General features: G+C 51.8%; 12 protein-coding genes. 11 read left to right on the forward strand and 1 reads right to left on the reverse strand.

What is annotated here, in order from left to right; genetic code table 11:
* Positions 1-11: 11 nt before the first annotated feature.
* The gene (locus tag O9K67_RS08525) at positions 12-1,595 is read right to left on the reverse strand and encodes a TerC family protein (RefSeq protein ID WP_061494058.1); all 1,584 of its coding nucleotides are present in this window, start codon (positions 1,593-1,595) and stop codon (positions 12-14) included.
* 692 nt (positions 1,596-2,287) lie between these two features.
* Here O9K67_RS08525 and O9K67_RS08530 point away from each other — a divergent pair.
* From O9K67_RS08530 to fcl, 11 genes are all read left to right on the forward strand, one after another.
* Positions 2,288-3,427, forward strand: a complete 1,140-nt coding sequence (locus O9K67_RS08530; RefSeq protein ID WP_061494059.1) for a polysaccharide export protein — start codon at positions 2,288-2,290, stop codon at positions 3,425-3,427.
* A 6-nt stretch (positions 3,428-3,433) separates the two neighbouring features.
* Positions 3,434-3,877, forward strand: a complete 444-nt coding sequence (gene wzb / locus O9K67_RS08535) for a low molecular weight protein-tyrosine-phosphatase Wzb (protein WP_061494060.1) — start codon at positions 3,434-3,436, stop codon at positions 3,875-3,877.
* 2 nt (positions 3,878-3,879) lie between these two features.
* Positions 3,880-6,048, forward strand: a complete 2,169-nt coding sequence (gene wzc / locus O9K67_RS08540) for a tyrosine-protein kinase Wzc (RefSeq protein ID WP_061494061.1) — start codon at positions 3,880-3,882, stop codon at positions 6,046-6,048.
* 108 nt (positions 6,049-6,156) lie between these two features.
* On the forward strand, positions 6,157-7,002 hold the full coding sequence (wcaA, locus tag O9K67_RS08545) for a colanic acid biosynthesis glycosyltransferase WcaA (RefSeq protein WP_061494062.1): 846 nt from the start codon (positions 6,157-6,159) through the stop codon (positions 7,000-7,002).
* Complete coding sequence (gene wcaB, locus O9K67_RS08550; RefSeq protein ID WP_061494063.1) at positions 7,002-7,493, forward strand: colanic acid biosynthesis acetyltransferase WcaB; 492 nt, start codon at positions 7,002-7,004, stop codon at positions 7,491-7,493. Before wcaA ends, wcaB begins: the two co-directional genes overlap by 1 nt.
* Positions 7,490-8,707, forward strand: a complete 1,218-nt coding sequence (gene wcaC / locus O9K67_RS08555) for a colanic acid biosynthesis glycosyltransferase WcaC (RefSeq protein WP_061494064.1) — start codon at positions 7,490-7,492, stop codon at positions 8,705-8,707. Before wcaB ends, wcaC begins: the two co-directional genes overlap by 4 nt.
* On the forward strand, positions 8,682-9,902 hold the full coding sequence (wcaD, locus tag O9K67_RS08560; RefSeq protein WP_061494065.1) for a colanic acid polymerase WcaD: 1,221 nt from the start codon (positions 8,682-8,684) through the stop codon (positions 9,900-9,902). The genes wcaC and wcaD overlap by 26 nt, the downstream gene beginning before the upstream one ends.
* Positions 9,903-9,915: 13 nt before the next feature.
* The gene (gene wcaE, locus O9K67_RS08565; protein WP_061494066.1) at positions 9,916-10,662 is read left to right on the forward strand and encodes a colanic acid biosynthesis glycosyltransferase WcaE; all 747 of its coding nucleotides are present in this window, start codon (positions 9,916-9,918) and stop codon (positions 10,660-10,662) included.
* 22 nt (positions 10,663-10,684) lie between these two features.
* Positions 10,685-11,239 (forward strand): colanic acid biosynthesis acetyltransferase WcaF, encoded by a 555-nt coding sequence (gene wcaF / locus O9K67_RS08570; protein ID WP_061494067.1) that lies wholly within the window; start codon positions 10,685-10,687, stop codon positions 11,237-11,239.
* Positions 11,240-11,264: 25 nt separating this feature from the next.
* Positions 11,265-12,386, forward strand: coding sequence for a GDP-mannose 4,6-dehydratase (gmd, locus tag O9K67_RS08575; protein ID WP_061494068.1), 1,122 nt, complete (start codon positions 11,265-11,267; stop codon positions 12,384-12,386).
* Positions 12,387-12,388: 2 nt separating this feature from the next.
* Entirely contained in the window at positions 12,389-13,354 is a 966-nt protein-coding gene (gene fcl, locus O9K67_RS08580; protein ID WP_061494069.1) for a GDP-L-fucose synthase, read from the forward strand.
* Positions 13,355-13,356 lie beyond the last annotated feature (2 nt).

Here is a 13,356-nt window from a genome sequence, read left to right on the forward strand (position 1 = left end):
AACCCGGCGCGTCAGACCTCGTAGTCGAGATCGTCTTCGTGTTGCAGCGGAATAAGCTGCACTTTCTGTACGCGGTGGCTTTCAACTTCCAGCGTTTTAAGCAGGAAGTTGCCGACCTGAACCTCTTCACCGGACTTCGGCACACGTTGCAGATACTCCATCAGCAGGCCGGCAATTGTGTGGTATTCACGCTTCTCGTCGAGGGGCAAGGGAACATACTGCACCAGATCTTCCAGCGGCATATGACCGTTGGCGGTCCAGCTTCCGTCGCTGTTTTTCTGAATATCATGCCGGGCATCGATCTCTTCTACTTCGTTAGGCAGATTACCGGCGATGGTTTCCATTACATCGCTCAGGGTGACAATGCCTTCGACTGAGCCAAACTCATCCACCACGAAGGCAAAGTGCGTACGCGCATTGCGGAACTGCTCAAGCGCCTGTAATAGCGGCAACGCCTCCGGGAACACCAGGGGCTGGCGTATCAGCGCTTTCAGATCCAGCGGTTCGCCGCGCAGGGATTGCTGCAACAGGTCAATCACATGCACCACACCCAGCAGGTCATCCTGATCCTCGCTGTCGGTTACCACCACGCGAGTGTGCTGGTTTTTATCCAGCAGGGCGCGGATCTCCGCCTCCGGCGCACGCAGATCGATATGCTCAATATCGTGGCGCGAGGTCATAATGCTGCTGACGGTACGCTGGTTAAGATTCAGCACCCGCTCAATCATCCGCCGCTCTTGCGGGTTAAAAATTTGACTGTCATCGCTGTCGCGCAGCATCGAAGCCGTGTCGGCGTCAAGTTCCGCATCCTCTTTGCGACCGCTTAACAGGCGCATTACGGTTTCGGTGGTGCGTTGACGCAATGTCTGATTAGCAAACAAGAAACGACGACGGTTAAAGATAGCCAGTTGGTTAAGCGCTTCAATCATTACCGAGAAGCCAATTGCCGCGTACAGATACCCTTTGGGAATATGAAAGCCAAAACCGTCCGCCACCAGGCTAAAACCTATCATCAGCAGGAAGCTTAAACAGAGAATGACAATGGTCGGGTGACTGTTGACAAAACGGGTGAGGGATTTACTGGCAAGCAGCATCAACGAAATGGCAATCACCACCGCCGCCATCATCACCGCCAGATGATCAACCATACCGACGGCGGTGATCACTGAGTCAAGCGAGAAGACCGCGTCCAGCACCACTATCTGTGTTACGACAGCCCAGAATTTCGCTCCGCGACGCTGCGTTGGATTGTCGCTGTCTTTCCCTTCCAGCCGTTCGTTCAATTCGACCGTAGCTTTAAACAGCAGGAATAAGCCGCCGAGCAGCATAATCAGGTCGCGGGCGCTAAAGCTTAAACCACGAACGGTAAACAGCGGATTGGTCAGCGTGACCAGCCACGAAATAGAGGCCAGCAGCAGCAGGCGCATCAGCATGGCGAGTATCAGGCCAGTGACGCGGGCGCGATCGCGCTGCGCCGGGGGTAATTTTTCCGCAAGAATTGCAATAAAAACCAGGTTATCAATACCCAGAACCAGTTCGATTACGACCAGCGTAACCAGTCCGGCCCATATTGACGGATCGGCAATCCATTCCATCGTTAACGTAACACCTTCAGTGATATGACAATTGTCACAGCGCGATCATGGATAAAGCTGGCACAAAATGCAATGCCAGCCTGCGATTTATCTTATTTTAGCGGCGGATTGGAATATATTTTTATTCTATTTCCTTATTGTTACTGTGATTAATCATTAGAGAAAAATAAAAGAATTAAGATATTTCGCACAGGTAGTTCGGAGCTGGTTGCTTGTCAATATACGTAAAATCCTAAAAACTGAAAACTTTGCCCTTAATATTATTCTTAAAAAGATGTTTATCACCGGATGCTACCTTGCCTGCTATTCGCTTAGCTGCAACAATTCCTCGTGCATCATTAAATATACCAGCGCTGTTATTTTCAGCATTGTTTATCAGTGCTAAAAACACCACCCGCAGTATTTTATCTGACCTGTCTCATGTCGTCGTCAGAAGAGGATAAAAAAGGATGTCTGGCAATAAGTTAGCGTTGAATCAGTGGTTTGGTTACTGAAAGCCAAGGGCGGTAGCGTGCCCGACAGCCGTCAACCTTTGCAGATTATTCTGTAATCGCATGCGGTTGAATAAGCTCTTTTTAGGACTGATGCCAGTTATATTTCTTCGCGATTAACTGCATTCTGAATCTGTGTACAGCTTGAGCGCTTATATAAATCGCACAGGATAATTACTCTGCCAAAGTGATAATTAATCAATGATGAAATCTAAAACGAAATTGATGCCATTATTGGTGTCCATAAGCTTGATGAGTGGCTGCACAATTTTTCCTGGTAGCAATATGTCTACGATGGGAAAGGATGTGATTAAACAGCAGGATGCAGACTTTGATTTAGACCGCATGGTGAACGTTTATCCATTGACGCCGCGTCTGATTGAACAATTGCGCCCGCGTCCGAATGTCGCTCAGCCGAATATGTCGCTGGACCAGGAAATTGCTGCCTACCAGTATCGTGTGGGCCCCGGAGATGTCCTGAATGTCACCGTTTGGGATCACCCGGAATTGACAACCCCGGCCGGTCAGTACCGCAGCTCCAGCGATGCCGGTAACTGGGTTCAGCCTGATGGCACCATGTTTTACCCCTATGTGGGTCGCGTGCAGGTGGTGGGCAAAACGCTTAGCGAGATCCGTAGTGATATTACCAGCCGTTTAGCGCAGTACATTGCTGACCCGCAGGTGGACGTTAATATCGCCGCATTCCGCTCGCAAAAAGCCTATATCTCGGGCCAGGTTGGCAAATCCGGCCAACAGGCGATCACCAACGTACCCCTTACCGTGCTTGATGCAATCAACGCGGCGGGTGGTCTGACTGATAACGCCGACTGGCGTAACGTCATCCTGACCCACCAGGGGAAAGAGCAGCGTATTTCGCTGCAAGCGCTGATGCAAAACGGTGATTTGAGCCAGAACCGTTTGCTCTACCCGGGCGATATCCTCTTCGTGCCGCGTAATGACGACCTGAAAGTGTTCGTGATGGGTGAAGTGAAAAAACAGAGCACCCTCAAAATGGACTTCAGCGGCATGACGCTGACCGAAGCGCTGGGCCAGGCCGAAGGTATCGATCTGACGACCTCCAACGCCAGTGGTGTGTTCGTGATCCGTCCGCTGACCGGCGAGAACGGTCGCGGCGGCAAGATTGCCAACATTTACCAACTGGATATGTCGGATGCCACCTCACTGGTGATGGCGACGAATTTCAGACTCCAGCCGTATGACGTGGTGTATGTCACAACAGCTCCGGTGGCGCGCTGGAATCGTCTTATCTCCCAGTTGCTGCCGACAATCAGTGGCCTTCGCTACATGACCGATTCGGCCAGCACCATCCATAAATGGTGATGCGCAATGTTTAATAAAATTCTGGTGGTATGCGTGGGGAACATTTGCCGTTCCCCAACGGCAGAGCGGCTGCTGAAAAAATACCAACCCGCATTAACCGTGGAGTCGGCGGGCCTGGGGGCGCTGGTAGGACGTAGCGCTGATGCCAACGCCGTCAGTGTGGCGGCCGATAATCAACTTTCTCTGGAGGGGCATCGCGCACGGCAGGTTTCAGGAGAAATGTGCCGTCAATACGACCTGATTCTGGTCATGGAAAAACGCCATATTGCCTCGCTGTGCGAGATTGCCCCGGAAATGCGTGGAAAAGTCATGCTGTTCGGTCACTGGGATAACGAACGGGAAATTCCCGATCCGTTCCGCAAAAGCCGTGAGGCCTTTGAAGCCGTTTACACCTTACTTGATCAGTCTGCCCGCCATTGGGCGCAGGCATTGCAAGCTCAGCAGGGATAACAATGACAGAGAAAACACACCATTCGCACCATGCCGCCCCGGCGGTGGGCAATGACGAAATCGATATTGGCCGTTTGTTCGGCACCATCGTTGAAGCTCGCTGGTGGGTACTGGGCATCACGGCCGTGTTTGCGCTTATCGCCGTCGTGTATTGCCTGTTTGCGACGCCCATTTACAGCGCCGATGCGCTGGTGCAAATCGAGCAGAACACGGGCAGCTCGCTGGTTCAGGACCTGAACAGCGCACTGTCGAACAAACCGCCTGCGTCGGAAGCGGAAATTCAGTTGATCCAGTCACGCATGGTGCTGGGCAAAACCGTTGACGATCTCGATCTCGACATTTCCGTGGTCAAAAATACCTTTCCCCTGTTTGGTGCCGGTTGGGACCGACTGATGGGACGTCAGAATGAAACGGTAAAAGTCACCTCTTTTACCTTGCCGAAAGGGAAAAATGAGGATACCTGGACGGTGAAGGTACTCGGCCCGAAACAGTACCTGTTAACCAGCGACAGTGGTTTTGAGGCGCGCGGTGAAGTGGGGCAGTTATTGAGTAAGGAGGGCGTCACCATGATGGTGAGCGCAATCCAGGCCTCCACCGACAGCGAATTTACCGTGACCAAATTCTCCACGCTGGGGATGATCAACAATCTGCAAAACAGCCTGACGGTGACGGAAACCGGTAAGGACACGGGCGTACTGAGCCTGAGTTTTACCGGGGAAGATCGCGATCAAATCCGCGCCATTCTGGACAGCATTACCCGCAATTACCTTGAGCAGAATATTGAGCGCAAATCAGAGGAAGCCGCGAAAAGTCTGATTTTCCTCGACAAGCAACTGCCGGAAGTGCGCCACAATCTGGACGTCGCTGAAGACAAACTGAACACCTATCGTCAGACGAAAGATTCTGTGGATTTGCCACTGGAAGCGAAATCCGTACTGGATTCGATGGTCAATATTGATGCGCAGTTAAACGAACTGACCTTCCGTGAGGCCGAGATTTCCAAGTTGTACACGAAAGTGCACCCGGCCTACCGCACGCTGCTGGAAAAACGTCGCGCACTGGAAGATGAAAAAGCCAAACTGAACGATCGCATTACTGCAATGCCGCAAACGCAACAGGAAATTGTGCGTCTGACCCGTGATGTCGAATCTGGCCAGCAAGTCTACATGCAACTGCTGAATAAACAGCAGGAGCTGCGGATCACCCAGGCGAGCACCGTGGGGGATGTGCGCATCGTAGACCCGGCGATTACGCAACCGGGTGTACTGAAGCCGAAGAAAGTGCTGATCATTCTTGGCAGCATCATCCTTGGCCTGATTGTGTCGATTGTCGCGGTACTGCTGCGCTCCCTGTTCAACCGCGGTATCGAAAGCCCGCAGATTCTGGAAGAGCATGGCATGAATGTGTATGCCAGCATTCCGCTGTCGGAGTGGCAAAAAGCGCGTGATAGCGCCAAAACCGTCAAAGGCAGTAAGCGTTACAAACAGAGCCAGTTGTTGGCGGTGGGTAACCCGACGGATCTGGCCATTGAAGCGATACGCAGTCTGCGGACCAGTCTTCACTTCGCCATGATGCAGGCGAAAAACAACGTGCTGATGATGACCGGGGTCAGCCCGTCAATCGGTAAAACGTTCGTCTGTGCCAACCTGGCAGCGGTGATAAGCCAAACCAATAAACGCGTACTGCTGATCGACTGCGATATGCGTAAAGGGTATACACACGAGCTGCTGGGGACCGACAACGTTAATGGTCTGTCTGATGTACTGGCCGGGAAAGGTCCGGTAGAGAACTGCGCGAAACCGACGTCAATCAGCAATTTTGACCTCGTGCCGCGCGGGCAGATCCCACCGAACCCATCTGAACTGTTGATGAGCGAGCGTTTTTCACAACTGCTGAAATGGGCCAGCAGCCAGTATGACCTGGTGCTGATCGATACGCCGCCCATCCTCGCGGTGACGGATGCTGCAGTGGTAGGCCGCCATGCGGGTACCACGCTGATGGTCGCCCGCTATGCGGTGAACACGTTGAAAGAGATCCAGACCAGTTTGAGCCGTTTCGAACAAAACGGTATTGAAGTGAAAGGCGTGATCCTGAACTCGATTTTCCGCCGTGCTACCGGCTACCAGGATTACGGTTACTACGAGTACGAATACAAATCCGATTCGAAATAACAAGACCCTCACCTCTACCCTCAATGCGCTCCGCCCTCCTCCTGAATAAGAAGGGGAGGGCGGGAGTGGGGGCACAAGCGGCATGTTGAACGTATTAGGGATCGCATCATGAGCACAACAGCAAACCCGTTAATTTCCATTTATATGCCAACCTGGAACCGGCAGCAGCTGGCGATCCGCGCCATTAAATCGGTGCTGCGTCAGGATTACCCGTACTGGGAAATGATCATTGTTGATGATTGCTCCTCTACCTTCGAGCAACTGCAACAATTTGTGGAAGAACTGGGAGACCCGCGTGTGAGCTACACGCGTAACGCGTTTAACTCCGGCGCGTGCGCGGTGCGTAACCAGGCGATTTTGCAGGCGAAAGGGCAGTACATCACCGGTATTGACGACGACGACGAGTGGACGCCAAATCGCCTGTCTGTGTTCCTGGCGCATAAAGATCTGCTCAACACGCGCGGTTTCTTATACGCCAATGATTATGTCTGCCAGGGTGAAGTGTACGCGCAGCCAACCAGCCTGCCGCTCTACCCGAAATCGCCGTTTTCCCGCAAGCTGTTTTACAAGCGCAATATTGTCGGGAATCAGGTGTTTACCTGGGCATGGCGCTTTAAAGAGAGCCTGTTTGATACGCAACTGAAGGCAGCTCAGGATTACGATATTTTTCTGCGCATGGTGGAAGAGTACGGCGAACCGGCGAAAATCGAAGAGGCCACGCAGATCCTGCACATTAACCACGGTGAAATGCAGATTACTTCATCGCCTAAGAAATTTTCCGGTTATTTCCACTTTTATCGCAAGCATAAAGCTAAATTCGACCGCGCCAGTAAAAAGTACCAGCTGTTTACCCTGTACCAGATCCGCAATAAGCGCATGAACTGGCGTACGTTGTTAACGCTGTTTTCCCTGCGTAATGGCAAGCGCCTGGCTGACGGGCTGCGGGGGAAATAATGCGACTGGAAGACTTTCGCGCTAATCACTGGAGCTTACGTCCTTGCTGCATGGTAGCGGCTTATCGCATCGCCCATTTTTGCTCCGTCTGGCGCAAAAAGCATGTCATTAACAACTTGTGGGCCGCCCCGGTGTTGCTGCTGTACCGTTTTGTCACTGAATGTCTGTTCGGTTACGAGATCCAGGCCGCCGCCACCATCGGCCGCCGCTTCACCATTCATCACGGCTACGCGGTGGTGATCAATAAAAACACCATCGCCGGGGATGACTTCACAATTCGCCACGGTGTCACTATCGGTAATCGCGGCGCGGAAAGTCTGGCCTGCCCGGTGATTGGCAACGGCGTCGAACTGGGCGCAAACGTGGTGATCATCGGCGACATTACCATTGGCAACAATGTCACCATCGGCGCGGGTAGCGTGGTGCTCGACAGTGTGCCGGACAATGCATTGGTGGTGGGTGAGAAGGCGCGTGTGAAGGTAATTAAATGAATATTTTACAGTTTAATGTGCGTCTCGCTGAAGGCGGCGCGGCCGGTGTGGCACTGGATCTGCATCAGCGCGCACTGCGAAAAGGCATGCAGTCACGCTTTATTTATGGTTATGGCAAAGGCGGCAAAAAAAGCGTCAGCCACGACGACTATCCGCAGGTTTATAAGCAGACGCCACGTCTGACGTCGATTGCTAACCTGGCGTTGTTCCGCCTGTTTAATCGTGATGTTTTCGGCAACCTGAATAATCTCTACCGCACGGTTACCCGTAGTGAAGAGCCCGTGGTGCTCCATTTTCATGTGATGCACAGCTACTGGCTGAATCTGGAAGAGGTGGTGACCTTTTGCCAGAAAGTGAAAGCGCACAAGCCGGACGTCACCTTTGTCTGGACGTTGCACGATCACTGGAGTGTTACCGGGCGCTGTGCCTTTACCGATGGTTGCGAAGGCTGGAAAGATCAGTGCAAAAAGTGCCCGACACTGTCGAACTATCCACCGGTCAAAGTGGACCGCGCGCATCACCTGGTGTCGGGCAAACGCCAGCGCTTCAATGACATGCTGGCACTGGGGTGTCAGTTTATTTCCCCCAGCCAGCACGTGGCGGATGCGTTTAATAGCCTCTACGGCGCGGGGCGTTGTCGCATTATCAATAACGGGATTGATGTCGCGACTGAGGCAATTTTGTCTGAATTGTCCCCGGTTACCGTCACGCAAGGGAAACCAAAAATCGCCGTTGTGGCCCATGATTTGCGGTATGACGGCAAAACCAACCAGCAACTGGTGCGCGACATCATGGCGCTGGACTCCCGGGTGGAACTGCACACGTTTGGTAAGTTTTCGCCGTTTGAGGCGCCAAATGTGGTTAACCACGGTTTTCTGACAGATAAACGTAAACTGATGAGTGAACTCAACCAGATGGATGCGTTGCTGTTCACATCACGCGTGGATAACTATCCGCTTATTCTGTGTGAAGCGCTCTCTATCGGCGTGCCGGTGATTGCCACCCACAGCGATGCTGCGCGTGAAGTGTTGCAGAAATCGGGCGGTAAGACATTCAGTGAAGAAGAGGTACTGCCGTTGGTGCAGTGCCATAAAGCCGAGATTGCGCAGGCAGTATTTGGCGAAAGCCTGGAGACTTTCCGCGCACGTAGCCGCCAGGCATACAGTGGACAACAGATGCTGGAGGAGTATGTCTCATTCTATCAAGGTCTGTAGTTACCTTCTGCTCCCGCTGATTTACCTGCTGGTTAACGTCAAGATAGTCTCCTTGGGGGAGAGCTTTCCGGTGACCATCGTGACATTCCTGCCGGTACTGCTGTTGCTCTACGTTGAGCGCATCAACCTGAAAAAGTTGATGATCGCGTTAGGCGTTGGTGCTGCGCTAACGCTCTTTAACTACGTCTTCGGCAAGTCGCTGGATGCCAGCAAATACGTGACCTCAACAATGCTGTTTGTCTACATCGTGATCATTATCGGCATGGTGTGGAGTATCCGCTTCAAAACCGTTTCACCGCATAACTATCGTAAGATTTTACGTTTTTTCTATGCTGTGGTGGCGCTGGTGGTGATGCTGGCGGCGATGGAAATGGCGCAGATTATCCTGACTGGCGGCAGCAGTCTGATGGAGGTTATTTCGAAATACCTCATCTACAGCAACAGTTACGTGCTGAATTTTATCAAATTTGGGGGTAAGCGAACCACAGCGCTATATTTCGAGCCCGCGTTCTTCGCTCTGGCATTAATCTCAATTTGGCTCAGCATCAAACAGTTCGGTATCAAAACTCCGAAGACCGATGCTATGATTTTGGCAGGGATAGTACTTTCGGGATCGTTCTCAGGGGTAATGACATTTATCTTGTTTTACCTGCTGGAATGGGCTTTCCAGTATTTGAACAAAGAAGCGATCCGAAAAAAGTTACCGTTGGCAATTATTTCATTGGCAGTCTTTATCGTCGGGGTTGTGTTTGCATTTCCATATATCGCGACGCGTGTCGGTGATTTAGGAACGGAAGGCTCTTCATCTTATTACCGCATTATCGGTCCGCTTGTGATGGTAGGATATTCGCTGACCAATATCGACGGGGTAGTAAGATTCGGCTCACTTTATGAATATGTCGCATCATTCGGAATCTTTAACGGTGCAGACGTCGGGAAAACAATAGACAATGGGTTGTATCTGTTAATCATTTATTTCTCGTGGTTTGCAGTAATACTAACCGGGTGGTACTTGTTTAAAGTTGGGAAAATGATGGTCAGTGCCTTCGGCAATAATCAGAATTTTCGTGTACAGCTTTACCTGTTTACACCGATATCGTTGTTTTTTACGGGGTCAATTTTTAGCCCGGAATATGCGTTTTTAATTGTTTGTCCGTTTATTCTGCGTAAAGCGCTGAATATAGTGAAAACATAAAGAGGTGGGTCAAATGCTGCTAACTGTTATTACTGTTGCATTTCGCAATCATGAAGGTGTGGTGAAGACCTGGCAGTCTCTGGCCCATCTGGCGAAAGCGCAGGATATCGAGTTCGAATGGATTGTCGTTGATGGCGGCTCGCAGGATGGTACTGCGGAATTTCTGAAAAATCTCAACGGTCAGTACAACTTACGCTATATTAGTGAACGCGACAAAGGCATTTACGATGCGATGAACAAAGGCATCGATATGGCCACGGGCCGCTTTGCGCTATTCCTTAATTCCGGCGATATTTTCCATGAAGAAATTGTGGATGTTGTTCGTCAGCTGGATGAAAAAACAGAAAATGCGATGTATATCGGTGATGCGATGCTGGACTTCGGCGATGGCACCAAAATACGTCGTAGTGCAAAACGTGGCTGGTATATTTATCACAGTCTGCCGGCCAGCCATCAGGCAATATTTTTCCCAGTAAATGGTCTGAAAACATACCCCTACGATCTGCAATTTAAAGTCTCTTCCGATTACGCATTAGCAGCCAGAATGTTTAAAGCGGGTTTTCCGTTTAAGCGTTTGAAAGGCCTTGTGTCTGAATTTTCAATGGGCGGCGTATCCACATCGAATAACCTTGAATTATGTCAGGATGCTCGCAAAGTTCAGCGCACAATATTGCGTGTGCCGGGTTTTTGGGCGCAATTGTCTTATATGTTGCGTTTGCGAACCACCGGTAAAGCAAAGGCCTTATATAACAAAGCATAGCGCTCAAATATAAGGAAAACAGATGCAGGATTTACAAGGATTCTCCGTGCCAAAAGGCTTTCGGGGCGGCAATGCTATTAAGGTTCAACTGTGGTGGGCCGTTCAGGCGACATTATTCGCGTGGTCCCCGCAAGTGCTGTATCGCTGGCGTGCTTTCTTATTACGTCTGTTTGGCGCAAAGGTAGGAAAAGGGGTGGTTATTCGCCCTTCAGTCAGAATTACCTACCCGTGGAAATTAACGTTAGGCGATTACAGCTGGGTAGGAGATGACGCAGTGTTATACACGCTGGGTGATATTTCTATCGGTGCAAATTCCGTTGTTTCACAGAAATGTTATTTGTGCACTGGCAGTCACGATTATATGAGCGCGCATTTCGACATTAACGCGACGCCTATCGTGATTGGTGAAAAGTGCTGGCTGGCGACGGATGTGTTTGTCGCGCCTGGCGTCACCATCGGCGACGGAACGGTGGTCGGTGCACGCAGCAGTGTTTTTAAATCGCTACCGGCAAATGTGATTTGCCGTGGCAATCCCGCAGTGGTGACGCGCGAACGCGTTGAAAAGGTAACTCCCTAACAGGGAACATTGAGGAAAATAAATTATGTCTAAAGTCGCTCTCATCACCGGCGTAACCGGGCAAGATGGTTCTTATCTGGCGGAACTGCTTCTGGAAAAGGGCTATGAAGTCCACGGCATTAAGCGTCGCGCCTCCTCATTCAATACCGAACGTGTGGATCACATCTACCAGGATCCGCACACCTGCAATCCGAAGTTCCACCTGCATTACGGTGATCTGACCGATACGTCAAACCTGACCCGTATCCTGCAAGAGGTTCAGCCGGATGAAGTGTACAACCTGGGGGCGATGAGCCACGTAGCGGTCTCCTTCGAATCTCCGGAATACACCGCCGATGTGGATGCAATGGGTACGCTGCGTCTGCTGGAAGCCATTCGCTTCCTTGGCCTTGAGAAGAAAACCCGTTTCTACCAGGCCTCCACCTCTGAGCTGTATGGCCTGGTGCAGGAAATTCCGCAGAAAGAAACCACGCCATTCTACCCGCGTTCTCCGTACGCGGTGGCCAAACTGTACGCCTACTGGATCACCGTTAACTACCGTGAATCTTATGGTATGTACGCCTGTAACGGCATTCTGTTTAACCACGAGTCTCCGCGCCGTGGTGAAACCTTCGTGACCCGCAAAATCACCCGCGCTATCGCCAACATCGCGCAGGGTCTCGAATCTTGCCTGTATCTCGGCAACATGGACTCCCTGCGTGACTGGGGCCATGCGAAAGACTACGTGAAAATGCAGTGGATGATGCTGCAACAGGAGAAACCGGAAGATTTCGTTATTGCCACCGGCGTGCAGTATTCCGTGCGTCAGTTCGTTGAAATGGCGGCAGCGCAACTGGGTATCAAACTGCGCTTTGAAGGTACCGGCGTGGAAGAGAAAGGCATTGTCGTTTCGGTGACCGGTCATGACGCACCGGGCGTGAAACCGGGCGATGTGATCATTGCCGTTGACCCACGCTACTTCCGTCCTGCTGAAGTGGAAACCCTGCTGGGCGACCCGACCAAAGCGCACGAAAAACTGGGCTGGAAGCCAGAAACGACGCTGCAAGAAATGGTCTCCGAGATGGTTGCAAAAGATCTGGAAGCAGCGAAAAAACACTCACTGCTTAAGGCCCACGGTTACGAGGTTGCCATCGCGCTGGAGTCCTGAGCATGACGAAACAACGTATTTTTGTGGCTGGCCATCGCGGAATGGTGGGGTCAGCCATCGTTCGGCAGCTTGAACAGCGTGCGGATGTTGAACTGGTTCTGCGTTCCCGTGAGGAGCTGAACCTGTTGGATTCCGCCGCCGTGCATGCGTTTTTCGCAAATGAACGCATCGATCAGGTGTACCTGGCGGCAGCGAAGGTGGGCGGTATTGTGGCGAACAATACCTACCCGGCGGACTTCATCTACGAAAATATGATGATTGAGAGCAACATCATTCATGCTGCGCACGTGCATGACGTGAATAAACTGTTGTTCCTCGGTTCGTCCTGCATTTACCCCAAACTGGCGCATCAGCCGATGGCGGAAAGCGAGCTGTTGCAAGGCACGCTGGAGCCGACCAACGAACCGTATGCGATTGCCAAAATTGCCGGCATCAAGCTGTGTGAATCCTACAACCGTCAATACGGTCGTGATTATCGCTCAGTGATGCCGACCAATCTGTACGGGCCAAACGATAACTTCCACCCGAGCAACTCGCACGTGATCCCTGCATTGCTCCGACGCTTCCATGAAGCGACGCAGGAGAATGCGTCGGATGTGGTGGTGTGGGGCAGCGGTACGCCAATGCGTGAATTCCTGCATGTGGATGACATGGCTGCTGCCAGCATTCACGTCCAGGAACTGGCGAGAGAAGTGTGGCTGGAAAATACCGAACCGATGCTGTCGCACATTAACGTCGGCACCGGGGTGGATTGCACGATCCGCGAACTGGCGCAAACCATGGCCAACGTGGTGGGTTACAAGGGTCGCGTGGTGTTTGATGCCACAAAACCGGATGGTACGCCGCGTAAATTGCTGGATGTGACACGTCTGCACCAGCTCGGCTGGTATCACGAGATTTCACTGGAAGCTGGCCTTGCCAGCACCTACCAGTGGTTCCTTGAAAACCAGCACCGGTTCCGGGGGTAGGC

The organism is Kosakonia oryzendophytica (genome assembly GCF_027886705.1).
GTDB classification, from domain to species: domain Bacteria; phylum Pseudomonadota; class Gammaproteobacteria; order Enterobacterales; family Enterobacteriaceae; genus Kosakonia; species Kosakonia oryzendophytica.

Bases quoted from the DNA above. Each gene is read 5' to 3' on its own strand.
- wzc (WP_061494061.1), top strand. From the start codon at position 3,880: ATGACAGAGAAAACACACCATTCGCACCATGCCGCCCCGGCGGTGGGC.
- fcl (WP_061494069.1), top strand. From the start codon at position 12,389: ATGACGAAACAACGTATTTTTGTGGCTGGCCATCGCGGAATGGTGGGG.
- wcaF (WP_061494067.1), top strand. From the start codon at position 10,685: ATGCAGGATTTACAAGGATTCTCCGTGCCAAAAGGCTTTCGGGGCGGC.
- wcaE (WP_061494066.1), top strand. From the start codon at position 9,916: ATGCTGCTAACTGTTATTACTGTTGCATTTCGCAATCATGAAGGTGTG.
- wzb (WP_061494060.1), top strand. From the start codon at position 3,434: ATGTTTAATAAAATTCTGGTGGTATGCGTGGGGAACATTTGCCGTTCC.
- gmd (WP_061494068.1), top strand. From the start codon at position 11,265: ATGTCTAAAGTCGCTCTCATCACCGGCGTAACCGGGCAAGATGGTTCT.
- O9K67_RS08530 (WP_061494059.1), top strand. From the start codon at position 2,288: ATGATGAAATCTAAAACGAAATTGATGCCATTATTGGTGTCCATAAGC.
- wcaC (WP_061494064.1), top strand. From the start codon at position 7,490: ATGAATATTTTACAGTTTAATGTGCGTCTCGCTGAAGGCGGCGCGGCC.
- wcaD (WP_061494065.1), top strand. From the start codon at position 8,682: ATGTCTCATTCTATCAAGGTCTGTAGTTACCTTCTGCTCCCGCTGATT.
- O9K67_RS08525 (WP_061494058.1), bottom strand. From the start codon at position 1,595: ATGGAATGGATTGCCGATCCGTCAATATGGGCCGGACTGGTTACGCTG.
- wcaA (WP_061494062.1), top strand. From the start codon at position 6,157: ATGAGCACAACAGCAAACCCGTTAATTTCCATTTATATGCCAACCTGG.
- wcaB (WP_061494063.1), top strand. From the start codon at position 7,002: ATGCGACTGGAAGACTTTCGCGCTAATCACTGGAGCTTACGTCCTTGC.